Raw genomic sequence first — 26651 nt, forward strand, 5'->3', positions numbered from 1 at the left:
GGACGTCCTCGCACGACTACCTGAAACGACCGCTTCCCAGGTGCACGCTCTACTGCCATGGAACTGGAAAGCTGCGGAGCACCGCCAAGTCGTATGACCGCGGCCTACGCCGGATGCTAACTCTGCGACTGCTCTAGGAGTACCTCTTCCTTGGTGTATTTGGTGTCGGAATAGAACCCTTACCTTGCGTAAGGGGTCCTCATTCGTTTGGCGGGGTTTGCGATGGCAATAGACCTGCAGCGATGGCGCTTCAGCTGACGCCATTTGGCATCTCAGGGCCACTGAAGTTCCCAGATCACCGAAGGCTCGCGGTGATGATTGGGCGGAGCGTTTGCCGTCTGCTAGTTTGCCCACATGTGTGGACGATTCGTAGATCCGAACCTTCGCGGGACCGAGCATGATTTCTCGGAGTTGAAGATCAATCCGATCCCGCGAAGGTTCAACGTGACGCCGACACAGGACGTCCTGACGATCGATCCCGGCGGAGTCGGCGAGTATGCGCGCTGGTGGCTGATCCCGTCCTGGTTCAAGGGCGATAACCCAAAGGAATGGAAGGCGACGACCTTCAACGCCCGGATCGAGGACGCCGCCAGCAAGCCGACATTCCGCGGGCCATGGAAGTATGGGCGCTGCCTGATCCCGGCCGCGGGCTACTACGAATGGACGGGAGCGAAGGGCAGCAAGCAGCCGCATTTCATCCAGTCGGCCGGCAACGAGGAGGTGCTGTGGTTCGCGGGCTTGTCCTCGCGCTGGCATGACCTGCTGACCTGTACGATCGTGACCCGCGCTGCCAACAGTACTGTCCATGACGTGCATACGCGGATGCCAGTGATCCTGAACTCGGATGAGCGCGACGCTTGGCTAAAAGGCGCCAGCGATCCGGAAATCGGTGCGGGAGCCAATCTCCGGCATCATCCCCTTGCGCCATTCGGGATCCGCGACGATGGGCCAGAGCTGATCGAGGCGCCAGACTGAAAGCCACCTTGTCGAATCGTTCACCCTCCGTTCTGTATCCGGAAATGGAGAAACGATGGACATACGCCCGCGATCGCACGCACCACGGGGATTCCGGAGCGGATAACTGGCGGGTTCAGGGATGGCGCATCGATGGGCACCGAAAGAATTTTAGTTGCGGTGATTATTGCTGGCATGCAGGGTGTAGAGATGTCATTCATCCCCTTCTTGCTACGTCTGTGCGTTAAACAACGACCATTACCAGTGCGGCGGTACTAGGATGGCACGGAGGGTCACGGCCAAAAATCCCTCAATGCGGTACAGGCGACTTCTGTCGCACGGCTTCTTTGCGCCGGAGCTGCCACCTTGTTTTGTTTCAGAAGGTCTCGCTCGTTATCGTGCGGTGATCTGGCGGGACATCAATGCTCAGGGCATGCCACAAATCGATAGACTTGTTACGCAGACAACCTGGTTCCATTTCCCACGCTTTGGCCGAAACGACCGACGTCATGGCGTCGTCAATCCGATCTCCTATATGGCCATTGCCAAAATCATTGCCGACAATTTTGTCAAGCTTCGGACGATTGCTCGCCGGCGTTCTGGCATGTCCGCATCACCGCTCATGTTTGACTGGAGCGGTTCGCGAGCCATTCTGCGACCCAACATTGATCTTCTTGACGATTTCCGTCTCGACCTTGCGTCCCGCCGCGAAATGTTCGTCTCGGCTGATCTGCGCGCATTTTATCATTCCGTCTATACGCATACGATTCCGTGGGCGATCCGCGGCAAAGCAATGGCGAAGGCGGACAAGTTCTCACATCACTATGCAAACAAGCTCGACCGCTATTGCCGTAATGCACAGGACCAGCAGACCATTGGCCTTCCGGTAGGCCCAGATACCTCACGGGTGATCGGTGAATTGATTGCCTCAGCGGTGGACGAGAAATTAAAACAGGAAGCCGGCGTGACCTCACGCGATGCTTCCAGATATGTAGATGACTTTACGATCAGTAGCGCTGGCGGGCTGAGTGGTGAGGGTATGATAGCGGCAGCCCGTCGTGCAGCAGCCGAGTTTGAACTGGAGTTGAACCACGACAAGTCCGCAGTGGTCGCAACGTCGGCATATCTGGGAAATGGTTGGAAGCACGTCGCACGCAGCCAACGACCACCGCCACCATACGATCCAGATGACTTCAAGCGGTTCTTTTACGAGATAGCCCGTCTTGTCCGAGAGCTGCCAGATACGAATGTCGAGAAATGGTCGTTACAGAACGCGCGCGTAGCTTTTCTGGGTGTTGATACCAGCGATTGGAGTCGCATTCAGAGCCATCTCATAAACGCCTACCGTCGTAATAGCACAATAGTCTCGCTTCTCGTGGAGTTGTTGATCGAACGTCATCGAGATCAAAACGACGTTGATATCGAGGGTGTACGTGACTTCCTTGACCACCGAATCCCGACGCTCGCTCTGGAAGACCGTACAGGCGAGCTAATATGGCTACTGTTTCTAATGATCGCGTTGGAGGTCAGAATTGACGCACAGCGTTTTGAACGGCTCTATAGCTTAGAGGAACCGATGTGTGCGCTACTTCTGAGCGCCGCAGATGCTCGTGGCCTGATCATTGGCACGATTGATCGGTCTCTTTGGAATCGATCTCTTACCGCCGAGGGTCTTCGGGGATCGATGTGGCTTTATGCTTACGAGGGACCTCGTCACAACATCGTCGGTCACGGCTCGACCGCCCACATCGAACAAGACCCATACTTTTCGATTCTTCATGCCCGTGGCGTAGATTTCCTGTCGGTGGAGGCAGGTCTAGAATCAATTACAGGAGCTATGCGAGTCAGAAGGCGGGCTGACAACCTCCACCACGCACGAATGCGACGCGACTTCATCGACGATTTCGACGTAGAGGAGTGGGATATCGGCGACGAGGATGACGAGTACGACGCGAACTGGGAGTACTGACCTCGGTCAGTGCTACGATTCTGTGACAAATTCTGATAAACCCTTAAGACAAAAGCCAGAAAATTTTCTTATAGATCAAATTGAATGGCAGCTCCATCCCGCGCAGCGGTTATTTGGGCGGTGGCACTGCTACGCGGTACGCAAGAGTCCGGTCCGGCGAAGTCGCTCCGCAGCGATGATCCGACCGGCCAACGGCAGCCCAGTGACGGCAAGGCAAGGGCTTGGACTGCTCGCGACGCGCTCTCAGAGGCATACCGCGCCGCCGCAGGACTGGTCAGAAGCCCATGCTAGCGTAGGCCTTCGCTGAGAACCTTTACGTAATGAGATGCGGACCTATGTCCAAATCCTTTCTTCTTGGGATTCGGATCTATCAAACGTCGATTCGACGCGTCCCACACCAGCCAATGCCAGTATCCATTATGGTTGGGTTGAGTTCCGATGATAGCGTCAAAGCTTAGGCCCATATCTGTTTTGCTTATTTTTTTAAAGGGATATCTTTGCTTCCCAATGTCGATACCGAAATGACGTAGGGCACGACGTAGATCTTTAACTCCAGTGTAGCTGGCTGGCTCGTCGCCAAAGAGGGCGTTCTTAGCTAAACTATATGCCTTGGGCTGCGGGCAGTTAACATACTTGTTTATGATCATCGCAATGCATGCGACACCGCAGTCGTTTGATTTCTCCTGCATGATCCGGTTCATTTTTCTCAACCTGGTGCTACTGCATCTTTATCCATGATTGGCCCTGACGGCCGAGTGGACGAAGAACTTTTCGAAAACGAACTATGCCTAGATCTCATCTCCAGTTACTTCTAGCTTATGGCGAAAACGGCTTATCCACCATAGCCGTTGCTTCTAGCGCCGTTCAATTAACTTCGAGCGGTGCTACGATCGCTTTCGCAAGTACAATCGCCTACCATCTGCCCATAGTTGTCAAACCGTTCATCGCACGCTGCGCATGCAGCGAAAGGCAGAAATGTCCGCAAGTCGGACGTTGGACGGCGATATGACCGCTCCCAGCACCAGACATTCAGATTTCGACTGCGCATAGGACAAAAACTGCCGTTCGCTGCCGCTATTAGAGGTGTCCAATTATGCCAGGGGAGAACGGCGGTCGATCAGTCGTCGTCATCGGGCCGATCCTCATGCCAATAAACGTAGTTAAATAGTGCATCGAGTTCGGTGAAATCGCGAAGCCCGAGTGCCTTGCACACGGCGTCCGCTTGATCGCAATAAAGCTGATACTTGTCGGGGCTCACGCTTCCCTTCGATGGGTGAAGCGGAAATTCATCATAGCCAGCGAGACGCAGGCCCGCGACCGCATTCTGATTCATTACCGCAAAACGTGTGTTGTCCAGCGTGTGCAAAATCTCGGTAAGGAGATTGATCCCAGCACCTTTGATGTCTGCAAACGCCGCGTGGAGAGTGGCGAACGCATCACGCGGCGACAAATCAGCGTGATCGATGATTGATGCCACCGCGCGGACAAAATCTTCGCGCTTGTCAGTAATGCGCGTCTTTGCGCGGTCGAGGCCGCCCGAATGGAATGACCCGATTAGATTCTCATATTCGGTCAGGAACCCATGCGCTGTTTTCCCCTTCGACGCCGCGATGGTCCGAAGCTGTGTCGGCGCAACCGCAAGATTGTCCCGTCTGACTTTCATCTGATCATTGAATAGCGATGATACGTCACCTTCCTGCATCATTCGCAGGAAGCCGGCGAGAACATCGAGTGACGCTTCGCCGGAATCGACGGCGCGCGTGGCGCGACGCCTTGCAAAACGCGCCCATGCAGCGTTGATCGCATGACCCTTTGCATAACCATCAATCAGCGGCTTCGTCGCCAGCACAATCGCATAATTGTCGATCAAGTCATCGAAATGCCCGGTGATCTTTTTCATCATCGCGCCGCTCTCATCATCGATCAGAACCGACGCTTCATAATTTTGAAGCAGTCCGCCTTGCGTGAAGTTCGCCGATCCGACAGCGACCTTGCATCCATCGCCGGACTCGAATGCATAAATTTTTGGATGAAACATACTCTGGGAATTACTGAGGTATAATTTGAGGTTGTGCTTCTTGCTCAACCTAAAGAGGGCTCGAAGCAGCGCAGGATCAGTGTAGTAAAGATCCAAGCCGACTGCGAGCCGCGCCGCCATACCTTTAGACAACGCCTTTTTCAGTGGCGATTGCATTTCCCTCCAGCCCGACATTGTTGCGAATGCAACCATACATTCGAAACGCCGCGCATTCTTGAACAGCGCTCCAATCTCCGTTCGGTGGTCCGTGCTGTCGTCATTGAGCAGAAGTTGGATTGATTGCGTGTGCGCCATGCTTCCCCCGTGGATTCATGGAAAGATTTAATGTCTTGGCGCAAAAAAGAAAGAAGGCCGTGGCACTAGCCACGGCCGGCATCCACCTGTCACTGGCGAGCCTTTCAACCAAGGCACCAGCGATCAGGGGCGAGGCGCGACGCGTGACCGGTATTCGCGCATCTACGTCTCCCAGCCGCGCGAACAAACTGTCCGCTACTTGCGCGCTGGCTTTGGCAAAAAGAACTTCGGCTGGACCGGCAAGATAAGCGTGTCGTTTGCGGCTATAGCGGTCCCTGGCCTCTTCATGCCACCGTTCGACTTTCGAATTTCTATGTCTCTATCGGCTGAAAGTGCGCCGAGAACCAAGAACAAGTCACTGTTGGTCGCGGCAGTCTGATTCCCGATGATTTCGAGCAAACTCTGGACCGCGAGTTCGCCTCCTCGAATGAGATCAAACACCCGCCTTGGCAACTCACTCTCGAGCTCGGTGATCATGGTCGCCCGATCGCCCTCCACGAAGTTGAAAAGGGAGGCACTGCTCTCGATACATCGCTGGTCGAAGCCAAGTTGGTACAAGCTACCTCGCCCCATGTGCTTGAAGCTATTCTGAAGCTCCCAGTGCACTCCGAGCATCTTATCTCGCGCTGCTTGGTTCTGAGACAGATGAGCAAGCATCATCCACCGATGGTCGCTCGGAGAGCGAAGCATGAACGGAGTAAAGAACTTTGCACCGCTTTGGGAAGCGATGCTTTCCATAATTGTTCGCTGAGCGGTGCTTCGCCCAAGGGCAGCATCGAACTTCCAGTCCTGCCACTTCGACAGGAAACTGGTATCAACTCCAAACTGTGCGATTGTGCTTTCGACGGAAGGATTATCACCGAGATAGTTCAGGAGTGCATCGATGGAGAACGTCAAGAGAACTTCGACTTTCTTCAGCGAGGCAAATAGTTGCTGCATGCTTCGCATAGGAACATCGCTGTATCCGAACTGGTCAAGAATGAAGATCGAGCGACCAGCTGTCTGGCGCGCCCGAATGTGCCGGATATACTCTGGCAGCAAGTCAGAGAACTTGCCCACCTTCAGGTGAATGCTCGATCCCAAGGAATCAGAAAACTCTGAGCTTTGGATGGTCGATTGCAAGTGCTCGAGATGGTCTGCTCTCGCGTCGCTGAACAGAAAGTCTGCGTCGATCCTGATCGGCTTAATCCGCCCAAGATTGAGCTTGGCCTCGGCCCGCCGCACCCCTTCGAGTAGAACCAGAGGGCTGCCTGGGCGAGTGGCGCCACCTTGGCACGCATCATATAGGCCGCCACCACAGAACGCATCGACAAGGGTGATATTCAGTCGATCTTGCCGAGGATTGGCCGCCACGGTGTCGAAATAGACTTCAAGGTATCGCTCAATAACTTGCAGCTTGCGATCACTGTGTTCTTCGATCTTGGGCAGTACAGACCCTGCTCTCCAGGTGAAATTCTTGACCATCTGCCCTCGTACGAGTTGCTACACTATCCGCAAGCAGCGGATGGCAATTGGCTCCATTCAGCTCCGTCCAGCGCCCGGCCAGCTGCTTTTTTCCCGACGCGGACCATCGTAGTCCCATCGTCGGCTCTGGCTACTTTGGCTGCTGGCAAATTCACGCCGTCACCTGGCGCCCAATCCCCCCACTGCTTGAAATGAAATGCTACCTGATTCTCCATGCATTGCAAAAGCAGAGAACGGAACCAGGCAGGGGACGCTAGTCTTGCTTTCGGACCGCTTTCTCCACCTGTAATCACCCAGTTGATATCTCCGGACAACCAAGGCTGAAGCTGAAGCGGCCCTAGCAATGGCTCTGCGGAGATGAACTTCACTTGGGCCGAAGACGCCGCAATGAACGGAAGCAGCTCCTCCGCACGCTTCTGCAGTTCGACGGTCGTGCCAAGCCAGACATTCGCAGGCCACTGCTTGCCCCAGCCGGCAAGGCGCGCGACATTCTCTGGTCGCTTCGTCAGCAAGAGCCAGTCCAAATTGGGAGTGGCCTCGATGAGATCCCACAAGCGCACACGTGCAGTGATCAACTCTTGACGGTCTTCGAACACATCTGCCATCGAAGCACAGAACACCCTCGGTCTCACTGCATCTCCCGCAGCCTTGCGATTCCAGCGGAAAGGTTGCTTCCAATGTTCATCGCTGAACATGCGGCGGTCGACCTTTGGTCCCCAAACTTGTTGGCCTAGCCGCTTCGCCCAGCTCTCGGCATAACAATGTTTGCAAGCCTCGGAGACCTTGGTACACCCCCACCACGGGTTGAAGGTGTGGGTCGCCCATTCGATCCTCGTGTTCTCGCCCATGACGCCTCTCCGTTTCCGCGCATTCAATCACGATTGGCGGCGCATGTCAGCGGGCTCAGATGCGAAACGGCGCCGCTTGGCAAGTAGGCCGGTTTCGCCGCATGCAGCCGGTACGCATGACCAGCTGCGTTTCTGTCACAGAGGCCCCAGAGCATCAGGCCAAGGCTAGGGCGCGCGTGAAGACACTGCCGGTGTGGAAGGTGTAGGGGCGGGCCTCGGCAACATTCGCCGCCGGCTCGTTTTCCCTCAGCGGGAATGGAGAGAACCAGAATTGTGCCCCACGTGGTTTTTCGGTGTGCGGCAAAATCTTAAAAATGATAATTAAAACAATGCCATATAAGCTGATTGGTAGGCCCGGAGGGACTCGGACCCGGCGCGTCATCTCTCTGACCTCTCCTGCGTAGAAAAATCACTGGAGCATGAGCGCCGCGACGGTTTAGAAGCTGCGATTTTCTTGTAAAGTAGCCGGTTAGCAGGTTCATCACATGTTCACGGTATGTCCTGACAACAGTTTTCGGATAAAGATTTGAAATTGAAGGGAATCTGGGGGGCTTTGCAATCCGGTGCGTGACCACTCCGCCAACCCACCGCAATGCTGCGTTTGCTATGGTTTTCGCGAAACGGGGTCAAGGGGGTTATCGCCTCGTCAGCCACTTTCACGTGCTGGACCTGTCTGGCCGGATTCCGGCGCCTTGATGGGGGCCGGAGCGGTCGCGCGATGGAAGTCTCGTAACCAGTGCATAGGGTCAAAGTCGCGAGGCGGGTTATGTGCGAAGATCTGGCGGTCCAGTGCTGCCAGTGCTGGCGCCTCGCGCTGACCGCGCCAGTGCAGATGTGCAGCGGCCGCCCCGCGCAGCGCGGGCAGATCGTTTTCCCGTGCCGCAAGGCGCATCGCCCGAAGATGGGGGCTGGGGAGCAACCGGCGCAGGCGGCGGATCACTTCGCTTTTTCGCCCGAACCCTTGGCCCTGCAACAGCAGGACAAGTGCGGCGATGATGCCCGCCGCGACGATCGCCCCGCCGATCAGCCCAAGGTAATGCGGCGCCGGTCCAGAATCGCCGATATTGGCGCCAAATCCCGCAAGGCCGAAGGGAATCGGCTTCATCGCCGCGATTTCGACCTGCCGGTTGTCGGTGTTGAACCAGGGGAACGTCTCGGCGGGAAGGATCGCCGGCTCACCGGTATGCGGGCGAAGCTGCCATTCCCAGACAACGCGAGCGACCGGACCATCAGGCGTCGGGATCGTTTCGCGCTGTTCGGGCTGGGTAAAGCTGATCATCCACGGTTGACGCAGATCGGGGCGGGGCGGCAGCAGATGCGACAGGGTTCCCAGCGCCTCGATGGTCACGCGGCGGGTTAGAACCTCGTCCTTGCGCAACTGTCCGGGATTTGCCGACAACTCATCCGTCAGGGTCAATCGCTGTGCCGCCAGAGGCTGACGATTTCCCGGAAACGGCTTGACGTTCACGCGAGCGGGGGGAGCGGTCACGTCAACCGTCTCGCGTCCCTCGTCGCCAGTCACGAAGGTCAAGTGATGTGTCACCGGGCCAATGGTCAGCAGTCCCGGTTGGCGGGGAAAGATCGCAACCTTGCGTTCGAAGATCTGCAGAAGCCGCCCGTCCACGCGTTCCTTGTGCCAGTCGTCACGGGCAATCTGGATCCAGTCATAGTCCCGCGAATCCGGGAACTGCATATCCTCGAGCGAGACGGTCAGATCGTATTCGCCCCGGATGGTCAGCGTGACCATCTCGGAGACGACCGGGTTGCCGTGGTCGTGCAGGATCATCAGGCGGGTGTCGCCTTGCGCCCACGCCCCGGTCAGCATCGCCAGCCAGATCAGGATCGAGATCCGCATTACCATGGATCGCCCTCAACCGGGCGGATCAGGCCAAGCTGCGCGCGGCGGTCGTATTCCGCGCGGATCCGAAGCCGCAGGAACTCGCCCGGATCGTCGGTGATCGTTGCAAGCCATTCGTCGCTGGCCGCGATGCCCTTGCGATCCAGCTTGCGTTCCCATTCAGGGCCCGATGCATTGGCCAGCGCGTCCTGGATCGGGGTATCTTCGGACGCCAGACCGCCGGCGGCAGCGATGCGGCCCGGCGCGGTCGATTGGCCCTGTTCGGGCGGATACATCGCAGCGATCAGGTCGCGGTTCGCGCGGGCCTGTTCGTCCGCGGGATTGGCAAACAGCACCGCGTCGAAATAGGCGACCGCCAGCGGATAGTCGCCCGTCGCCGCGAGGCTGAGGCCGCGATTATAGGTTTGCGATCGTCCCGCCTTGGCAAAGGCCGCATCGGCGTCCGCATATCGCCCCATGCCGTAAAGGGCGACGCCACGCGCGGCCGGATCGTCGATGAAACGCGCGGCCGCGCCATCCCAGCCCAGGCGCAACGCCAGTCGTGAGAATGCCTGAGGCCCCGCTGCCACCACTGCGACGATCGCTGCCGCCAGGACAAGCAGCGCAGCTTTCATCCCTGCCTCCGCAGCATCAGCAGCAGTGACAGCCCGGCAAGCGCGGCGATGAACCGCCCCAGATCGCGGAACTGCAGTGCGGTCAGGGTCGGGTCGCGCCGTGCCGCGCCGCTGCGTTCAAGCCGCGAGGCAAAATTCTGCGAGTCTGCTGCCGGGGCGACACGCCCACCGTTGCGCAGCAGGTCTTGCAGGGCGTCGTCCCGTGCGGCCGGTGCGCCGTCGGCCCGGCCGGACAGTTTCAGGGCCGATATCCGGACACCCGTCCCGGCCAGTCTGTCGGCTTCGGCCAGCGTGGGTCCGTCCAGGCCGCCGCCGTCCGATATCACAACCAGATCGGCGCGTCGGACCCCTTGCAGCATGTTTGCCGCCAGTCCCAGTGCAGCGGCGGGACGGCTGCCGTCCGAGGGCATCGTGTCGGCGTCCAGAACCGCCAGTTGCGTTTCCAACGTCGCGCCGTCGATCGTGGGCGCCGCGACCATGAACGCCTCGCCCGCATAGAGAACCAGCCCGACCGGACGACCGGCAAGGCCCTGCACCAAGGTCGCGGCGGCCAGTTGTGCCTCGGCCAGCGCCGGTCCCTTTGCGACCGAAGGCGACAGGTCCATGGCGATCACCACCGCATCGGTCTGGGCCAGCAAGGGCGCATCGCGGCGCGGCAGGGCCGGGCCGGCCAGCCCAAGCACCATCACCGCAAGTGCGGCGGGCGCAAGCCAGCGCTGCCAACCCGCAGGCCGGCCGCCAAGTTGCCCCAGCGCCTGCATCGCGGCCAGCATTGGTGGCGACATCACGCTTTGCCAGCCGCCCGCATCGGGCGCCCGCCGCCACGACCAGAAAGCCAGCGTCGCGACCGGCAGCAGGGCCAGCAGCCACCAGGGGCGCAACAGGATCAGCCCGCCCATCCGCGTCTCCTGAGGGCAATGAACGTCAGGCACGCCGCCGACAGCAGGGCGGGCCAGATCCACAGATCGCGCCAGTAGCGCATCGGCGGACGCTGTGAGGGATTGGGTTCAAGCTGGTCCAGCGCGGCGTTCATCGCCTGCAGGTCGCCGGTATTGCGGACGCGGAAACTCTCACCGCCCGCCACCTCGGCCACTGACCGCAGGGTCGCGACATCGACGGCGTCGCGCGACTGCGGCTGCTGTTCCAGATCGTCGGGACCAAGGGCGACCGAATGGACGCGGATGCCGTGGCGTTGCGCCAGCCTGGCGGCCTCGATTGCCGGAACGCTGCCCGAGGTGTCTACACCGTCCGACAGCAGTACGATCACCCGGGTCGGGGCGTCGCTGCGGACCAGCCGCCGTGTCGCCAGACCCAATCCGTCCGAAATCGCGGTGCCGCGTCCGGAAATTCCGATCTGTGCCTCGTCGATGGCAAGGGCGACGGCGTTCACGTCAAAGGTCAGAGGAGAGGCGAAATAGGCGCGTTCGCCAAAGATCACCAATCCGATCCGGTCGCCGCGCCGGGCCGAAACAAACGCCGATGCGGTCCGCTTTACGGCGTCCAGCCTGCTGACGGGCTGACCGTCCAGCTGGAAATCCTCTTTCATCATGCTGCCCGACAGATCCAGCGCCAGAACGATGTCGCGGCCCGACGCCGGAACGATGGTGCTGACCGCCTCGGTTCTTGGTCCCGCCAGTGCGACGACCAGCGCGATCCAGGCGATGACCGCAAGCCACGGGCCGCGCCGCGCGCCGACTGACCGGGCTTCGTGGGCAGCGCTGTCCAGATGCGCAGGCACCGTTAGCGCCGGACGCGGCACCGACAAGGGGGCTGACAGCCAGCGGACCAGCAGGGGCAGCGGCAGCAGAAGCAGGAACCATGGCGCGGCAAGGTTCATCTTCGTGACCTGCGGGTGATCCGTTCGATCTGTGCGGGGTCCGGCGGGGGTGCGGCGCCATAGGCGGCAGGTCGCAACGCCGTCGGCAGATGGCCCAGAATGCGGGCGATGGCCAGCAGCCGTTCCTGTGGCGGCAGATCGCGGGTCGCGCGAATCCGGGTGCGGCGCGAGGGTCTGCGCACCAGCAGCGGCCGCATCAGGGACCAGACTGCCAGACCGACCAGCAGGCCAATCCCGAACAGCATCAGCGCCTCGGCGAATGTCAGCATCGCCATGTCGGAGGGCAGTCGCGGCGGGGCCAAGGCCTGCATCAGTTCCTGCTGTGTCATGGCGTGATCTCGACCGGGCGCGCACCAAGCGCCTCGATGCGTCCGATTTCGGCGGACAGATCGGGCACTGAAAGGCGCACCAGCCGGCTGCCCGCGCCTTGCCGAATCGCCACGGTCGTGCGCGGCGCCTGGACTTCCGCCTCGTCCAGGATCAGCGCGACGGTGACGGCGCGGCGCCGCGCAAGCCGGGCCAGTGCGGCCTGGGCCGACTGCCAGCCGCCGGGCAGCGTGGCCAGCACCACGCGTCCGCCAGCCGGAGCCAGCCGCGCGGCATGGGACAGCGCCTCGGTCAGCGACGGGGATGCGGGCGACAACAGTGCCCGATCGTGATGATGCGCCAGCAACCGACAGATCGCCGCCATCTGGGCACCGCCCGTCGCGGGCGGCATCTCGGCCAGTCCGCCGCCGGACAACGCCAGCATCGCGACCGAACCGCCGCGCAGCGCAGCCTGCCACCCCGCGCGCGCCAGATACCGCGCACCCCGGACCGAACGCAGCGATGTGCCGGTGCCCCACAGCATCGGTTCGCGGAAATCCGCGATCAGCAGGGTCGTGTCGTCGCGATCCTCGTGCAGGCTGCGGATATGCGGCTGGCCGGTCCGTGCCGTGGCGGCCGGATCCAGCCGCCGCGGATCGTCGCCCACGACATAGGCGCGGATTTCGCGAAGATCCATCCCGGCACCTTCAAGACGCGCGGGCGTGGCGCCGGGGCGTCGGGTCGCCGGGCGCAGGCGCTGCGGCCCTGCCATCTCGTCCCGCAGGGCCAGCAATTCGGTGTCGTGCAGCCGGATCCCCGGACTATCCGGCAGCCCCGCGATCGCTACCACGGGCGAACCTGTTGCAACGCCTCGGAGATCAGGCTGCGGCCCGTGCGTCCTTCGCTTTGGGCTTGCCAGGTGGGCACCAAGCGGTGAGACAGTGAATCGCAGGCCAGCGCCTCGGCATCCTCGGGCAGGCCGTGATCGCGATCGTGCAGCCATGCCCGTGCCCGAACGCCTGCGGCCAGGGCCAGGGTTCCGCGTGGCGACACCGGGTGTTCGATCCAGTCGGCGATCGCGCCGCCGGGTCGGGTGGCCATGACAAGCCGCACGATGAAATCCTTCAGCGCCGGGGCCAGATGAACCTGCGCGACCGCCGCCCGCGCCTGCGCGACGTCGCCTGCCGTCAGGGCTGTCGCAGCATGTGCCGGCGGGGAAAGCCCCTCGGCCTCGACCAGATCCAGAATCGCGCGTTCCGACTGGGCATCGGGAAGATCCAGCCGCAGATGCAGCAGGAAACGGTCAAGCTGCGCCTCGGGCAGGGGAAAGGTGCCTTCATGTTCGATGGGGTTCTGGGTTGCCACAACCATGAACGGGTCAGGCAGTTGCCGCGAGACGCCGCCCGATGTCACCTGCCGTTCGGCCATCGCCTCAAGCAGGGCGGACTGCACCTTGGGCGGTGCGCGATTGATTTCGTCAACCAGCACAAGGCTGTGAAAGACCGGTCCGGGCATGAAATCGAAACTGCCGGTTTCGGGTCGAAAGATCTGCGTGCCGGTCAGATCGGAGGGCAGCAGGTCAGGCGTGCACTGGATGCGCGCATGGCTGCCCGGCAGATGCGTCGCCAGCGCCTTGACGGCGCGGGTCTTGGCGATCCCGGGCGGACCCTCGATCAGCACATGGCCACCTGTCAGCAACGCGATCAGCAACCGCTCGACGAGCAGTTCATGACCGATCAGCGCGGCGCCGACCTGTGCGCCCAGCCGGGCGACGGCATGGGTGTTTCCGGACATCTCGTTCATCGCGTCCTCCCTTGCGCTGAACGCGATCAGTCTGCCGCGTCGCGCGTGGCCAATCCAGTGCGCAAAGTGCAAGAAATGCCGGTTTTCCCTGCCACCTTGGTCTGAGAATGAGGCATTCTGGGCCATTTTGGGAGGTTCCGCGGTCGCGAAAGGCCGCGATCCGACCGCTTCACCCTGGCGTCAGGGTGGACCCAAAAGGGGGAGCGGGGACGTCCCTAGCCGTAGCTGCGGGTGGGCCTGTCGAAGACCTTTCGGCCCATCAGGCTGCCGACCAGATCGACCATCAGCTTGGCGGTGCGGCCACGCTCGTCCAGAAACGGGTTCAATTCGACCAGATCCAGCGACGTCACCAGCTTGGATTCGTGCAGCAGTTCCATGACCAGATGCGCCTCTCGGAAGGTCGTGCCGCCGGGAACCGTCGTGCCGACGGCGGGCGCGATCGAGGGGTCGAGGAAATCGACGTCCAGGCTGACATGCAGCAGCCCGTTGGCCGCGCGCACGCGGTTCAGGAATTCGCGCAACGGGGCCACGATCCCCTGTTCGTCCAGCACGCGCATGTCGTTCACGGTGATGTCGGTCGGCTGCATCGCCGCATATTCCGCCGGATCCACACTGCGGATGCCGAACATGCAGATATTCTCTCCGGGGATCGGATTCGGGAATGCCGGCATCGGGTCAAAGCCCGGCAGGCCGCTGGCATAGGCCATGGGCGTTCCATGCAGATTGCCCGAGGTCGTCGTCTCGACAGTGTGGAAATCGCTGTGCGCGTCCAGCCAGATGACGAATTGCGGACGGCCTACGCGCGCGGCGTGCAGCGCCACACCGGCGACCGAGCCAAGCGCCAGCGAATGATCGCCGCCCATGATGATCGGCATGCCATCGGGCAGGGCGGCGGCTGTCGCCTCGCGCAGGGCATTGGTCCAGGCAATCGTTTCCGGCAGGTGGTGGACAGCGGCATTCGCGCAGGTCTGAGTGCCCGGAGGGGCGGGCGTGACATCGCCGCGATCCTCGACGCTGTGGCCAAGCGCGCCAAGCGTGGCAGCCAGTCCCGCCGTGCGATAGGCCGCCGGACCCATCAGGCAGCCCGGACGGCGCTGGCCCTCATCTACGGGGGCGCCGATCAGAATGCAGTGGGTCATCGCTTCCTCCTCTCGGTTCGCCGCCAGCTAAGACCGCGCGGATGGGAAAGTCCACCGGGGGGGTCAGGCGCGCGTGCCGCTGAACCGCTGTTCCCATTCCGCGCGTTGATCGTCGGTGATCTTGGCGAACAGAACCTCGGGCACGGCGAATTCGTGGCCGACAGGCAGCGCCGTCAGGGCCTGGGCCACGTCGTCGGGCCAGTCGCGCTGGTCACTGCGCATCGCCTGCAGCATCGCGTCAGCCGCGAACGGGATGAAGGGAGCGGATAGCACCGCGTAAAGCCGGATCAGGTTCAGCCCAAGCCGCACCTGCATGGCGGCCTTTTCCGGGTGTGTCTTGAAGGTTGACCAGGGCGCGGCGGTCTGAAGATATTCGTTGCCAAGCACCCATATTCCCCGCAATTCGGCTGCGGATTTGCGGATCTCCATCCGCGCCATGCTGTCCTGGTAGGCGCGAATGCGGGTTGTCAGATCGGCGATCAGGCGCGTCTCGTCGGCGCCGTATTCGCCGCCCTCGGGAACCGCTTCGCCGAACTTGCTGCGGCAGAACTTGGTGATCCGGCTGACGAAATTGCCCAGAACATCGGCCAGATCCTTGTTCACCGATTGCTGGAAATTCTCCCACGTGAACTCGCTGTCGCCTGATTCGGGCGCGTGGGACAGCAGCCACCAGCGCCAGTAATCGGCGGGCAGGATTTCCAGCGCGTGGTCCATGAACACCCCGCGCCCCTGGCTGGTCGAGAACTGGCCGCCATCATAGGTGAGGTAGTTGAAGGACTTGATGTAATCGACCATCTTCCACGGCTCGCCCGATCCGATCATCGTGGCCGGAAAGGACAGCGTGTGGAAGGGCACGTTATCCTTGCCCATGAACTGGGTATAGGTCACGTCATCGGCGCCTTCGTCGGTTCGCCACCAGCGGCGCCAGTCGGCTTCGGATCTGCCATTCGCGTCTGCCCATTCGGCAGTGGCGCCGATATATTCGATGGGCGCGTCGAACCAGACATAGAAGACCTTGCCCTCCATCCCCGGCCAGTCCTGATCACCGCGCTTGACCGGGATGCCCCAGCTGAGGTCGCGGGTGATGCCGCGATCCCGCAGCCCGTCGCCGTCGTTCAGCCATTTGCGCGCGATCGAGGTGGTCAGGATCGGCCAGTCCTTCTTGCTGTCGATCCACGCGGCGATCTGATCCTTCAGCGCGGACTGACGCAGATACAGATGCTTCGTCTCGCGCACCTCCAGATTGGTGCTGCCGGAAATGGCGCTGCGCGGGTCAATCAGATCGGTCGGGTCCAACTGTTTTGTGCAGTTCTCGCACTGGTCGCCGCGGGCCTTGTCATAGCCGCAATTGGGGCAAGTGCCTTCGATATAGCGATCCGGAAGGAAACGCCCGTCGTCGATGGAATAGACCTGTTTTTCAGAGACTTCGCGGATGTAATCGTTGTCCGCCAACTTGCCCGCCAGATGTTGGGTCAGCCGCCGGTTCCGGTCGCTGGAGGACCGGCCATAGAGGTCGAAGGACAGCCCGAAACCCTGTGCCAGATCGGTCTGCACCTTGTGCATCCGGGCGCAGTAATCGGCCACCGGTTCGCCGGTCTTGGCGGCGGCCAGTTCGGCCGGGGTGCCGTGTTCGTCGGTGGCGCAGATGAACATCACCTCGTGCCCGCGCGCCCGCAGATAGCGGGCGTATAGATCGGCGGGCAGTTGCGAGCCGACGAGATTGCCCAGATGCTTGATGCCGTTGATATAGGGCAGGGCAGAGGTGATCAGATGGCGGGCCATGGGGGTGCGTCCTTTTCAGTCGGCGCGATATCTAGCCCTGTTGCAGGCCGAATGAAAGTGGCGGGCGTTGCTTGGTGTCACTGCGCAACGGGTCGGCGCGGGCACGTGCCGCGATCCCCTGTAAATGCTGGGCCGGGTGCCTGCACCACCCGTGCACCGGGGCGGCACCGCGCGTGCACAGCCTGTACACCGCTTGCGAACGTTGCGCGCATCTTGCGGCCAGCAGCAGACGCGCGGCTTGCGCCGCGGCGGCAGAAACCGCTGTTTCCTATCCGCACCAATTCGATGAACGGGCCGCAGCAGCCGATCAGCAGGCAGATCCATGATCGGCCAGCCTCGGCAGCAGCCAGGTCTTCGCGAGAGCACTGTCAAATTGGTGTTACAATCCTGGGACGGCGTTGTCCCGCCAGCCATCGGGCGATAGCCATGCCGAATGCCCGAATTCTACAGTAAGGCCTTTGTCGCCCCCTCAGCCGCTTGTCAGAGAACATCTTTTGCCCGTGTCGCGATGCGCGCGCGGCGAGTTTCGCAATCCGGCGGGGCGACATGATCCGGATATCTCGACGGATTACCCTGGGCACCGGGACCGTTTTCGGACTTGGCTGCATGATCGCATCGCTGGTGACGCTGCTCTGCCTGATCTTCACCGAAGATGTCTATGCGCTGTTCCACGAGGGCGGACCGGTCGAAGGGATGTCAGCAGCCTTCTGGTTCGCGGCGGCGCTGTGGCTGACGGTCCATTTCGTTCGCAACAGTCAGTGGCGCATGTGGCATGCGGTGGTTCTGCTGTGTGCTGCCGGAATGCGCGAACTGGATTGGGACAAGGCCTTTACCCAGGAAGGCGTCCTGCAACTGCGCCTGTATTCCGGCGATGCACCCCTTGTGCAGAAGGCCATCGGGGCGGCGATCGTCGTGTTGATCCTGGTGGCCGGAATGCGGCTTCTGATCCGCGATCTGCCCGGTTTCCTGCGTCGTTTGCCCCTGATGCGCGCAGATGAATGGTTGGTGGTCCTGGTGGTCAGCCTTCTTTTCGTCGCCAAGACCATCGACGGGCTGGGACGCAAGCTGGCGCCTTTCGGCATCGAGGTCACGGAATGGGTCAGCGGCTTTGCCGGGCACGCCGAAGAGTCGATGGAGCTGTTCGCCGCGATCCTGATCCTGCAAGTCGTGGCCCTGCATGTGGGGCGCAAGGCCCCGCGATAGGCCCGGCGCAAGGACCGGGCGTCAGCTGGAAGGCAGAATGGATCTGATCAGCTTGCCTCGCCGCAGCGGTCCGGATAGGCAAGTCGGATGATCCCCGAATCCGACGTGACCTTTGCCGGCAGTTTTCTGGACCGTGCCGACCGGCTGCGCGGGGACGCGGACTGGCTGGCGGCACGGCTGGCCGATCGGGACAGCATGGTGCTGCCGTTCTGGCGCGGCAAGCCGCTGTTCGACCTGACAGCATCGGGGCCCCGTCTGGCGTGGCTGTCGGCCACCGAGGATCTGGTCGCGGATTGTCCCGAACCCACGGTGTTCATGGGGCTGGACGATGCAGGGGTCGCGCATTTCGCGGCCGATGTATCCTATCTGGCCCCGCCTGACGAACATCCCGCCCAATTCATTGACAGTCAGACGCTGGATCTGTCCGAGACGCGCAAATTCATCGAACTTCGCGCCATCATGGCCGATATCGACCATCGTGACGCGGGGATCGCGGCGGCGGCGAAGGGCATTTTCGAATGGCGTCTGACGCACGGGTTCTGCGCCAATTGCGGACATCGCAATCGTGCCAGCCACGCTGGCTGGCGGTTCGATTGCCCGTCCTGCGGCCGGCAGCATTTCCCGCGCACCGATCCGGTCGTCATCATGCTGGTGCTGGACGGCGACCGGGTGCTGCTGGGTCGGCAGTCGGGCTGGCCCGAGGGGATGTATTCGCTGCTGGCGGGGTTCATGGAGCCGGGCGAGACCGTGGAAGAGGCCGTCCGGCGCGAGGTTCTGGAAGAGGCCGGGATCGTGGTGGACGCGGTGCGCTATGTCACCTCGCAGCCGTGGCCTTTTCCGGCATCGTTGATGATCGGTTGCGCAGGGCGCGCTGTGACGACGGCGATCACGCGCGATCCGCACGAGCTGGAGGACGCGATCTGGGTGCCGAAATCCGAAATCGCCGAGGCACTTGAAGGCCGCCACGACCGGATCGCCCCGGCGCGCAAGGGGGCCGTGGCGCAGGTGATCCTGCGGGCCTGGGTTCGGGGGCAGATCAAGGGGATTTAGGCGGCCCTATTGCGTCGCGCCGGGATCTGTCGCGGTGCAGCTTTGCCCATCGCCGTCGGTTCCGCCCTCGGCCATCGCGTCGCGCAGGGTGGCCTGATCGCCCTTGGTCCACCATTCGTACTGACCCGACACATAGCGCGCGCCCGATCCCGAGATGACGTTGACGAAGATGCGCTGCTGGCCATCGATCGGCAGCAGGGCAAGGTTGTTCGGCTGGGCGTTGATGTATTGAACCGGGAACGGCTCGTCGCCATCGCAGGAAAACTGTGCCGAGATCACTTGCGCGTCGGGCCCGAAGGGGATCGACAGGCTGATGTCGGCTGCGGCGGGCGTCCCCAGCGTCAGAAGGGAAAGGGCAAGGCGGATCATGGCATCGGTCCAATCTTGTGGTGTTTCCCCGATGCTGACCGCGCGGGCGGCGTTGCGCAAGGACTGATCAAGGTCAGACTGCTGCGTGGCGGGCGGCGGCGCCGCGCAGGATCGTATCGACATGCGCGGACAGGGGCAGGGCGCCCGACAGGACGTGATCGACCGGCCACCAGGCGGCCTCCAGCGCGTCATCGGCCGCCACCGGGTCGCCCGAGACATAATCGCACAGGACCGCGGCCAGCAGGAAATGGAACTGCAACGCCCCCGCCGGATCGCGCTGGATCAGATCGACGTTGTCCAGATAGCGGCGCGGCGTGGCGATCACGCCGGTTTCCTCGGCCAGTTCGCGGGCGGCAGCGTCAAGCGCGGTCTCGCCCGGATCGACATGGCCGCCCGGAAAGCCCCACAGCCCGGCATCGGGCGGATTGCGACGGCGCGCCAGCAACACCCGGCCGGCACGCAGCGTCACGGCCAGCGCGGCGAGGCGGGGGAAATGGGTCATTGCCCGTGTTCCGTCACCGGCGACGGTCGCGGCGCGAGCTCATCGGCTGGAAGGCGACGCCGACATGGGCCTCGCAATAGGGCTTGCCGGGCTGGCTGGGCAGGCCGCAGAACCAGAACTTGTCGGTGGCCGGATCGCCGATCGGCCATTTGCAGGTCCGTTCGGTCAGTTCCATCAGGGTCAGCTTGCGGGCCTTCTTCTCGACCTCGCGGACCGAGGCCAGGGCTTCGGGGCTGATCTCGTTGGCCGAGGGTTGCGGCGGCAGGGGCTGACCCGCCGGCACGATCTGGCGGCGCGGCGACGGTGTGAAGGCGGCCTGAGTCGCGGGTTCTTCGGACTCCGGCTCGGCGATGGCGGGGCCGGGATCGGCCAGCGGCTCGGCGCGCGTCGCGGTGGCGGCGGGTGCGGGCTTGCGTTCGACCTTCTTCTCGGGTTCGGGGGCGGGCGTCGCCGCCGCGGGCGCGGCCTCGGCCTCGTCGCTGCGGTTCGACAGGCCCAGGCGATGCACCTTGCCGATCACCGCGTTGCGGGTCACGCCGCCCAGTTCCTTGGCGATCGCGCTGGCCGACTGGCCCTCGCCCCACATGCGCTTCAGCGTGTCGACACGTTCATCCGTCCAGGACATGGCTGCCTTTCCGGGCGGGTCCGGGCCCGCCGCCATCTTGAAACCTGCGATTGACCCCGTCAGAAACGGGATGCCGAGATTTAGCCCCCGGGACGCAGGAATTCAAGGACCGCGCGCATGGACAATATCAGGATCACCGATCGCCCCGCCATGGGCGTGCGCCGCTTTGGCCGCGTCAACTGGCTGGGTCTGCGCACATTGGCCACCCGCGAGGTGATGCGGTTCATGGCGGTGTGGCAGCAGACGATCTTTGCGCCGCTGATGACGGCGGCGCTGTTCGTGCTGGTCTTTGCGCTGGCGCTGGGGCGCGGCCGGGGCGAGATCATGGGCCTTCCCTATCTGCAGTTCCTGGGGCCGGGCATCCTGATGATGACGGTGATCCAGAATTCCTTCGCCAACACCTCGAGTTCGATCACCTCGGCGAAGGTGCAGGGAAACATCGTCGATACGCTGATGCCGCCTCTGTCCGCGGCGGAACTGCTGGCCGGATATCTCAGCGGGTCGGTCGCGCGGGCGGCGCTGGTCGCGGCGGTGATCGGGACCGGCATGGTGATCGTGACGGGGGCGGGCATCGCGCATCCGCTGTGGGCCATCGCCTTCGTGCTGCTGGCCGCGCTGCTGCTGGGCGGGCTGGGGATTCTTGCCGGCATCATGGCGCAGAAATTCGACCAGATGGCGGCGATCACGAATTTCGTCATCACGCCGCTGTCGTTCCTGTCGGGCACCTTCTATTCGGTCCAGACCCTGCCCGAGCCGTTCCGCACGCTGTCGCACTGGAATCCGATCTTCTACCTGATCGACGGTGCGCGCTTCGGCGTGACCGGGGTCAGTGATGCGCCGCCGCTGCGTGGGCTGATCATCTGCACGCTGGTCGTGGCGGCGATCCTGGCGGTCGGCTGGCGCTGGCTGAATTCGGGATACCGCATGAAACCGTGATTGCGCGACGCGCAAATTGGCGCTATGGGCTTTGCCATGATCGCATGGACCGCCATACACGCCCGTCCCCGACGTTGACGCCCGGCCTTGCCGGGATACAGTCACCGTCCGATCACGTCTGCCATCACAATCTGTCATGCCATCCGGGGAACCCGCCATGATGTCGCACGTCCTGCCGACCTATAACCGCGCGCCGATCTCTTTCGAAAAGGGCGAAGGCGCCTGGGCGATCGCCACGGACGGCACCCGATACCTGGATCTGGGGGCGGGGATCGCGGTCAATGTGCTGGGTCATGCGAACCCTGATCTGGTCGCGGCGCTGACCGAACAGGCGGGGCGGATCTGGCATGTGTCGAACCTGTACCAGATCCCGCAGCAGGAACGGCTGGCCGATCTTCTGGTGGACAACACCTTCGCCGACACGGTGTTCTTCACCAATTCCGGCACCGAGGCGGCCGAGCTGGCGATCAAGATGGTCCGCAAATACTGGGACCATGCCGGCGACCCGGACCGCATCGAGATCCTGACCTTCGAAGGGGCGTTTCATGGCCGTTCGACCGGTGCCATCGCGGCGGCTGGGTCAGACAAGATGGTCAAGGGATTCGGTCCGCTGATGCCCGGCTTCCGTCACTTGCCGTGGGGCGACATGGAGGCGCTGAAACAGGGGATCACCAAATCGACCGCCGCTGTCATGCTGGAACCGGTGCAGGGCGAGGGGGGAATCCGTCCGATTGCCGATGAAGACCTGCGCCAGATCCGCGCGCTGTGCGACAGCGTCGGTGCGCTGCTGGTTCTGGACGAGGTGCAGTGCGGCATGGGCCGGACCGGCCGGCTGTTCGCGCATGAATATGCAGGGATCGTCCCCGACATCATGATGGTTGCCAAGGGCATCGGCGGCGGTTTCCCCCTGGGGGCGGTGCTGGCGACCGAAAACGCGGCCAAGGCCATGGTCGCGGGCACCCACGGATCGACCTATGGCGGCAATCCGCTGGCCTGCGCGGTGGGCGCGCGGGTCATGGAGATCGTCGCGGACGATGCGTTCCTGGCCGAGGTGAATCGCAAGGCCGCGCTGTTCCGCCAGAAGCTGGAGGGTCTGGTTGCGGCTCATCCGGACGTGTTTGATGGCGTGCGCGGGCAGGGGCTGATGCTGGGGCTGAAATGCCGCGCCGCGCCGGCCGATCTGGTCAAGGCAGGCTATGCCCAGCATATCCTGACCGTGCCGGCCGCCGATAGCACGCTGCGCCTGCTGCCGCCGCTGAACATCACCGATGAGGACATCGCCGAGGCCGTCGCAAGGCTGGACCGGGCGGCCGCCAGCCTCGATGCCTGACGACTACAGCTTCAGGCCGGTCACACGCGCCGATCTGCCAACGCTGGCAGACTGGCTGCGCGATCCGGTGGTGGCGGAATGGTGGGAGGGGCCAGACCGGCAAATCGCGCTGGTGTCCGAGGATCTCGGCAATCCCGTCATGCGGCAGTTGATCGCGTTTCTGGGTTCGACCCCGCTGGGGTATGCGCAATATTATCCCGCCCATCACTGGCTCGCGCCGCATTTCGCCGATCTGCCCGCCGAAGCGGTGGCCATCGACGTGTTCGGGGCGCCGCAGGGTCGCGGCCATGGCGGGGCGTGGCTGCGTGTCCTGTGTGACAGGTTGCTGGAAGATGCGCCGCTGTTGGTGATCGACCCCGACCCGGCCAATCTGCGCGCGATTCGCGCCTATGAAAAGGCGGGGTTTGCGGGCGATTCCATCCGCATCGACAGCGAAGGCCACCCGGTCCGCGTCATGACGCGACACCGATGAGGTCGATCTTCTGTGCCGAAATATCCCGGGGAAAGCGCGCGGGACGCGCGCCGGGGGCAGCGCCCCCTTGACCCGCCCGCCACAAGCGGGCTTGCTGAAAGAAATCGCCGAAAGACACGCAGATGAAACATTTTCTGGACATCCACACCACCGCCAAGGACGACCTGCGGTCGATCATCGACCAGGCGCAGGCCATGAAGACGGCGCGCAACAATCGCCCAAAGGGTACGCCGGACGACGACCTGCCGCTGGCCGGGCGCATGGTCGCGCTGATCTTCGAGAAGCCCTCGACCCGCACCCGCGTCAGCTTTGACGTGGGCGTGCGTCAGATGGGCGGGCAGACCATGGTGCTGTCGGGGTCCGAGATGCAGTTGGGTCATGGAGAGACCATCGCCGATACTGCCCGTGTGCTGTCGCGCTATGTCGATCTGATCATGATCCGCACCTTCGAAGAGGCAACCCTGCAGGAGATGGCCGAATATGCCGATGTGCCGGTCATCAACGGGCTGACGAACCGCACCCATCCGTGCCAGATCATGGCCGATGTGATGACCTTCGAGGAACATCGCGGCCCGATCGGCGGCCGCAAGGTGGTCTGGGTGGGCGACGGCAACAATGTCTGCGCCAGCGTGATCCACGCGGCGGGGCAGTTCGGCTTTGACTTCACCTTCACCGGACCGCCGCCGCTGGACCCGGAACGCGAGGCGCTGGAATTCGCCCGCGCGCAGGGTGTCGGCGTGACGATCGAGCGTGACCCGGCGAAGGCGGTCGAGGGCGCCGATCTGGTCTTTGCCGACACATGGGTCAGCATGCATGATCCGCAATCGGCCAAGGAACGCCGGCACAACCAGCTGCGCGGCTATCAGGTGAACGAGGCGCTGATGGCCCGCGCCAAGCCCGATTCGCTGTTCATGCATTGTCTGCCCGCCCATCGCGAGGACGAGGTCACAAGTGCCGTGATGGACGGCCCGCATTCAGTGATCTGGGACGAGGCCGAGAACCGTCTGCATGCCCAGAAGGCGGTGATGCGCTGGTGTCTTGGGGTCTGATGATCTGCGACCGTTCCTTGATGCGCCCGCCGGTCCTGTCCGGCGGGTTTTTCGGTCCGGGTGCGGCGTCACCAAAGCTTTGCGGCACTGTCGCCTGATCGTCACGCAGCTTGCCTAAGCGGATGGGGACCGGCCTGCGCATGACGTGGGCCGCGCCCAGCATCCAGCCAGGAGAGCGCCATGAAAGACGATCAGCCTTCCCGCCATGTGTTCCGGACCAGCCAGCTGGAACAGGCCGACGGACCCGGCCTGAACCCCACCAAGACCCCGACCATGGGCGAGATCATCGCCGCCCGCTTCTCGCGCCGCGGTTTCCTGCGCGGATCGATGGCATCGGTCGCGATCTCGGCCACGGTCAGCCCGATGGCGATCCTTGCGGCCGGTGACGCCCATGCGCAGGGCGCTGTCGAAGGATCGGTGTTCGATTTCCCCGAGGTCCAGGCCGGTGTCGATGCCGATCATCACGTCGCCGAAGGCTATGACGCCGATGTGCTGCTGCGCTGGGGCGACAAGATCTTTGCCGATGCGCCCGAATTCGACCCGACGAACCAGTCCGAGGCCGCGCAGGAACGCCAGTTCGGCTATAACAACGATTTCGTGGGCTTCATCCCGCTGGAGGGGGCCGACGATCACGGCCTGCTGGTCGTGAACCACGAATACACCAACGAACACCTGATGTTCCCGGGCATCGTCACCATCGAGGGAGGCGAGATCACGGTGGCCGAGGCAACCGAGGATCGCGTCAATATCGAGATGGCGGCCCATGGCGGCACGGTGATCGAGATCCGCAAGGTGGACGGCAAATGGCAGCCGGTTCTGGACGGCGCGATGAACCGTCGCATCACTGCCAAGACGCCGATGCAGATCACCGGACCTGCCGCGGGCCACGCACGTCTGCAAACGAACGCCGACCCGACCGGCACGGAGGTGCTGGGCACGATCAACAACTGCGCCGGCGGTGTGACCCCGTGGGGCACCTACATCATGGCCGAGGAGAATTTCCACGGCTATTTCACCGGCGAACTGCCTGCCGATCATGCCGAAGCCGCCAACTACGAGCGCGTCGGCGTTCCCGGCGGCAGCTATGACTGGGGCAGGTTCCACGACCGCTTCGACCTGTCCAAGGAACCCAACGAGCCGAACCGCTTCGGCTGGGTCGTCGAGGTGGATGTGAACGACCCTGCATCGACCCCGAAAAAGCGCACCGCCCTTGGCCGCTTCAAGCATGAAGGTGCCGAAAGCGCGCTGGCCAAGGACGGCCGCGTGGTCTTCTATCTGGGTGACGACGAGCGTTTCGACTATGTCTATAAATTCGTGACCGCGGGCACTTATGACCCCGATGACCGCGCCGCGAACATGGATCTGCTGGACGAGGGCACGCTGTATGTGGCGCGCTTCGACGAAGGCGGCAATGTCGAATGGCTGCCGCTGATTCACGGCGAAGGCCCGCTGACCGCCGAGAACGGCTTTGAAAGCCAGGCCGACGTGCTGATCGAGACGCGCCGCGCCGCCGACCTGCTGGAAGCGACGCCGATGGACCGGCCCGAGGATATCCAGCCGAACCCCGAGACCGGCCGTGCCTATGTCATGCTGACCAACAACACCAAGCGCGAAGAGGCGAACGCCGCCAACCCGCGCGTGGAGAACGCATTCGGCCACATCATCGAGATCAGCGAGGATGGCGGCGATCTGGCGGCCCTGACCGGCAAGTGGGAAATCCTGGTCCAGTGCGGCGATCCGTCGATCGCCGAGGTGGGCGCGACCTTCTCGACCGAGACGACCGCGAATGGCTGGTTCGGGATGCCGGACAACTGCGCGGTGGACAGCGATGGGCGGCTGTGGGTGTCGACCGACGGCAATTCGCCGTCGGATACCGGCCGGACGGACGGCCTGTGGGCGATGGATACCGAAGGCGCCGCACGCGGCACCTCGCGGCTGTTCTATCGCGTGCCGGTCGGTGCCGAGATGTGTGGCCCGTGTCCGACGCCGGATCTGACGACCTTCTTCGTGGCGGTGCAGCATCCGGCGGATGGCGGCGATGACTGGGAAGGTTTTGGCCGTCCGTCCTATTACGAGGATCTGTCAACCCGCTGGCCCGATTTCGACGATGCGATGCCGGTTCGTCCGTCGGTCGTGGCGATCACCAAGCAGGGCGGCGGCAAGATCGGCTGATCCTGTCCGCTGTCACAAGGACGGGCGGCCGATGGCC

Annotated in this window: 25 protein-coding genes; 9 read left to right on the forward strand and 16 right to left on the reverse strand. The window is 62.8% G+C overall.

Annotated elements, in window-relative coordinates:
• The first annotated feature begins 354 nt into the window (after nucleotides 1–354).
• The gene (locus MU516_RS17480; RefSeq protein WP_260278543.1) at nucleotides 355–975 is read left to right on the forward strand and encodes an SOS response-associated peptidase; all 621 of its coding nucleotides are present in this window, start codon (nucleotides 355–357) and stop codon (nucleotides 973–975) included.
• Between the two features lie 259 nt (nucleotides 976–1234).
• A complete protein-coding gene (locus tag MU516_RS17485; RefSeq protein WP_260278544.1) occupies nucleotides 1235–2923 on the forward strand; it encodes an RNA-directed DNA polymerase in 1689 nt (562 codons plus the stop codon).
• Nucleotides 2924–3210: 287 nt separating this feature from the next.
• Here the strand turns inward: MU516_RS17485 and MU516_RS17490 are convergent, their stop codons facing one another.
• The 13 genes from MU516_RS17490 to metG all read right to left on the reverse strand — a co-directional run bounded on the left by MU516_RS17490 (nucleotide 3211) and on the right by metG (nucleotide 16906).
• The gene (locus tag MU516_RS17490) at nucleotides 3211–3612 is read right to left on the reverse strand and encodes a cysteine peptidase family C39 domain-containing protein (RefSeq protein WP_260278545.1); all 402 of its coding nucleotides are present in this window, start codon (nucleotides 3610–3612) and stop codon (nucleotides 3211–3213) included.
• A 428-nt stretch (nucleotides 3613–4040) separates the two neighbouring features.
• Complete coding sequence (locus MU516_RS17495) at nucleotides 4041–5255, reverse strand: phospholipase D family protein (RefSeq protein WP_260278546.1); 1215 nt, start codon at nucleotides 5253–5255, stop codon at nucleotides 4041–4043.
• Between the two features lie 195 nt (nucleotides 5256–5450).
• Entirely contained in the window at nucleotides 5451–6719 is a 1269-nt protein-coding gene (locus tag MU516_RS17500) for a three-Cys-motif partner protein TcmP (protein WP_260278547.1), read from the reverse strand.
• A gap of 23 nt (nucleotides 6720–6742) precedes the next feature.
• Complete coding sequence (locus MU516_RS17505; protein WP_260278548.1) at nucleotides 6743–7567, reverse strand: DUF5131 family protein; 825 nt, start codon at nucleotides 7565–7567, stop codon at nucleotides 6743–6745.
• Between the two features lie 646 nt (nucleotides 7568–8213).
• The gene (locus MU516_RS17510; RefSeq protein WP_260278549.1) at nucleotides 8214–9428 is read right to left on the reverse strand and encodes a hypothetical protein; all 1215 of its coding nucleotides are present in this window, start codon (nucleotides 9426–9428) and stop codon (nucleotides 8214–8216) included.
• Complete coding sequence (locus MU516_RS17515; protein WP_260278550.1) at nucleotides 9422–10039, reverse strand: hypothetical protein; 618 nt, start codon at nucleotides 10037–10039, stop codon at nucleotides 9422–9424. Before MU516_RS17515 ends, MU516_RS17510 begins: the two co-directional genes overlap by 7 nt.
• Entirely contained in the window at nucleotides 10036–10938 is a 903-nt protein-coding gene (locus MU516_RS17520; RefSeq protein WP_260278551.1) for a VWA domain-containing protein, read from the reverse strand. The genes MU516_RS17515 and MU516_RS17520 overlap by 4 nt, the downstream gene beginning before the upstream one ends.
• The gene (locus MU516_RS17525; RefSeq protein WP_260278552.1) at nucleotides 10926–11876 is read right to left on the reverse strand and encodes a VWA domain-containing protein; all 951 of its coding nucleotides are present in this window, start codon (nucleotides 11874–11876) and stop codon (nucleotides 10926–10928) included. The genes MU516_RS17520 and MU516_RS17525 overlap by 13 nt, the downstream gene beginning before the upstream one ends.
• A complete protein-coding gene (locus MU516_RS17530) occupies nucleotides 11873–12205 on the reverse strand; it encodes a hypothetical protein (protein WP_260278553.1) in 333 nt (110 codons plus the stop codon). Before MU516_RS17530 ends, MU516_RS17525 begins: the two co-directional genes overlap by 4 nt.
• Nucleotides 12202–13032 (reverse strand): DUF58 domain-containing protein, encoded by an 831-nt coding sequence (locus tag MU516_RS17535; RefSeq protein ID WP_260278554.1) that lies wholly within the window; start codon nucleotides 13030–13032, stop codon nucleotides 12202–12204. The genes MU516_RS17530 and MU516_RS17535 overlap by 4 nt, the downstream gene beginning before the upstream one ends.
• Nucleotides 13026–13985 (reverse strand): AAA family ATPase, encoded by a 960-nt coding sequence (locus MU516_RS17540; protein WP_260278555.1) that lies wholly within the window; start codon nucleotides 13983–13985, stop codon nucleotides 13026–13028. The genes MU516_RS17535 and MU516_RS17540 overlap by 7 nt, the downstream gene beginning before the upstream one ends.
• A gap of 215 nt (nucleotides 13986–14200) precedes the next feature.
• Nucleotides 14201–15124, reverse strand: a complete 924-nt coding sequence (rocF, locus tag MU516_RS17545; RefSeq protein WP_260278556.1) for an arginase — start codon at nucleotides 15122–15124, stop codon at nucleotides 14201–14203.
• A 63-nt stretch (nucleotides 15125–15187) separates the two neighbouring features.
• Nucleotides 15188–16906: a methionine--tRNA ligase gene (gene metG / locus MU516_RS17550; protein ID WP_260278557.1), complete on the reverse strand. Its 1719-nt coding sequence runs from the start codon at nucleotides 16904–16906 to the stop codon at nucleotides 15188–15190.
• A gap of 546 nt (nucleotides 16907–17452) precedes the next feature.
• Between metG and MU516_RS17555 the strand changes: the two genes are divergently transcribed.
• Nucleotides 17453–18109, forward strand: coding sequence for a hypothetical protein (locus MU516_RS17555; protein ID WP_260278558.1), 657 nt, complete (start codon nucleotides 17453–17455; stop codon nucleotides 18107–18109).
• An 87-nt stretch (nucleotides 18110–18196) separates the two neighbouring features.
• Nucleotides 18197–19159: an NAD(+) diphosphatase gene (nudC, locus tag MU516_RS17560; protein ID WP_260278559.1), complete on the forward strand. Its 963-nt coding sequence runs from the start codon at nucleotides 18197–18199 to the stop codon at nucleotides 19157–19159.
• Between the two features lie 6 nt (nucleotides 19160–19165).
• On the opposite strand, the gene MU516_RS17565 is transcribed toward nudC, so the two are convergent.
• From MU516_RS17565 to MU516_RS17575, 3 genes are all read right to left on the reverse strand, one after another.
• On the reverse strand, nucleotides 19166–19528 hold the full coding sequence (locus MU516_RS17565) for an MliC family protein (protein WP_260278560.1): 363 nt from the start codon (nucleotides 19526–19528) through the stop codon (nucleotides 19166–19168).
• Between the two features lie 73 nt (nucleotides 19529–19601).
• Nucleotides 19602–20030, reverse strand: coding sequence for an NUDIX hydrolase (locus MU516_RS17570; RefSeq protein ID WP_260278561.1), 429 nt, complete (start codon nucleotides 20028–20030; stop codon nucleotides 19602–19604).
• Between the two features lie 13 nt (nucleotides 20031–20043).
• Nucleotides 20044–20655 carry a GcrA family cell cycle regulator gene (locus MU516_RS17575; protein WP_260278562.1) on the reverse strand — a complete coding sequence of 204 codons (612 nt, stop codon included), beginning with the start codon at nucleotides 20653–20655 and terminating at the stop codon, nucleotides 20044–20046.
• A 117-nt stretch (nucleotides 20656–20772) separates the two neighbouring features.
• Between MU516_RS17575 and MU516_RS17580 the strand changes: the two genes are divergently transcribed.
• The 5 genes from MU516_RS17580 (at nucleotide 20773) to MU516_RS17600 (ending at nucleotide 26614) form a co-directional block, all read left to right on the forward strand.
• Nucleotides 20773–21591: an ABC transporter permease gene (locus MU516_RS17580; protein ID WP_260278563.1), complete on the forward strand. Its 819-nt coding sequence runs from the start codon at nucleotides 20773–20775 to the stop codon at nucleotides 21589–21591.
• Between the two features lie 157 nt (nucleotides 21592–21748).
• Nucleotides 21749–22921: an aspartate aminotransferase family protein gene (locus tag MU516_RS17585; protein WP_260278564.1), complete on the forward strand. Its 1173-nt coding sequence runs from the start codon at nucleotides 21749–21751 to the stop codon at nucleotides 22919–22921.
• Nucleotides 22914–23393, forward strand: coding sequence for a GNAT family N-acetyltransferase (locus MU516_RS17590; protein WP_260278565.1), 480 nt, complete (start codon nucleotides 22914–22916; stop codon nucleotides 23391–23393). The genes MU516_RS17585 and MU516_RS17590 overlap by 8 nt, the downstream gene beginning before the upstream one ends.
• Before the next feature lie 122 nt (nucleotides 23394–23515).
• Nucleotides 23516–24442 (forward strand): ornithine carbamoyltransferase, encoded by a 927-nt coding sequence (argF, locus tag MU516_RS17595; RefSeq protein WP_260278566.1) that lies wholly within the window; start codon nucleotides 23516–23518, stop codon nucleotides 24440–24442.
• A 180-nt stretch (nucleotides 24443–24622) separates the two neighbouring features.
• Nucleotides 24623–26614, forward strand: a complete 1992-nt coding sequence (locus MU516_RS17600; RefSeq protein ID WP_260278567.1) for a PhoX family protein — start codon at nucleotides 24623–24625, stop codon at nucleotides 26612–26614.
• Nucleotides 26615–26651: the final 37 nt, after the last annotated feature.

This window comes from Paracoccus maritimus, assembly GCF_025195095.1.
Classification (GTDB): Bacteria; Pseudomonadota; Alphaproteobacteria; order Rhodobacterales; family Rhodobacteraceae; genus Paracoccus; species Paracoccus maritimus.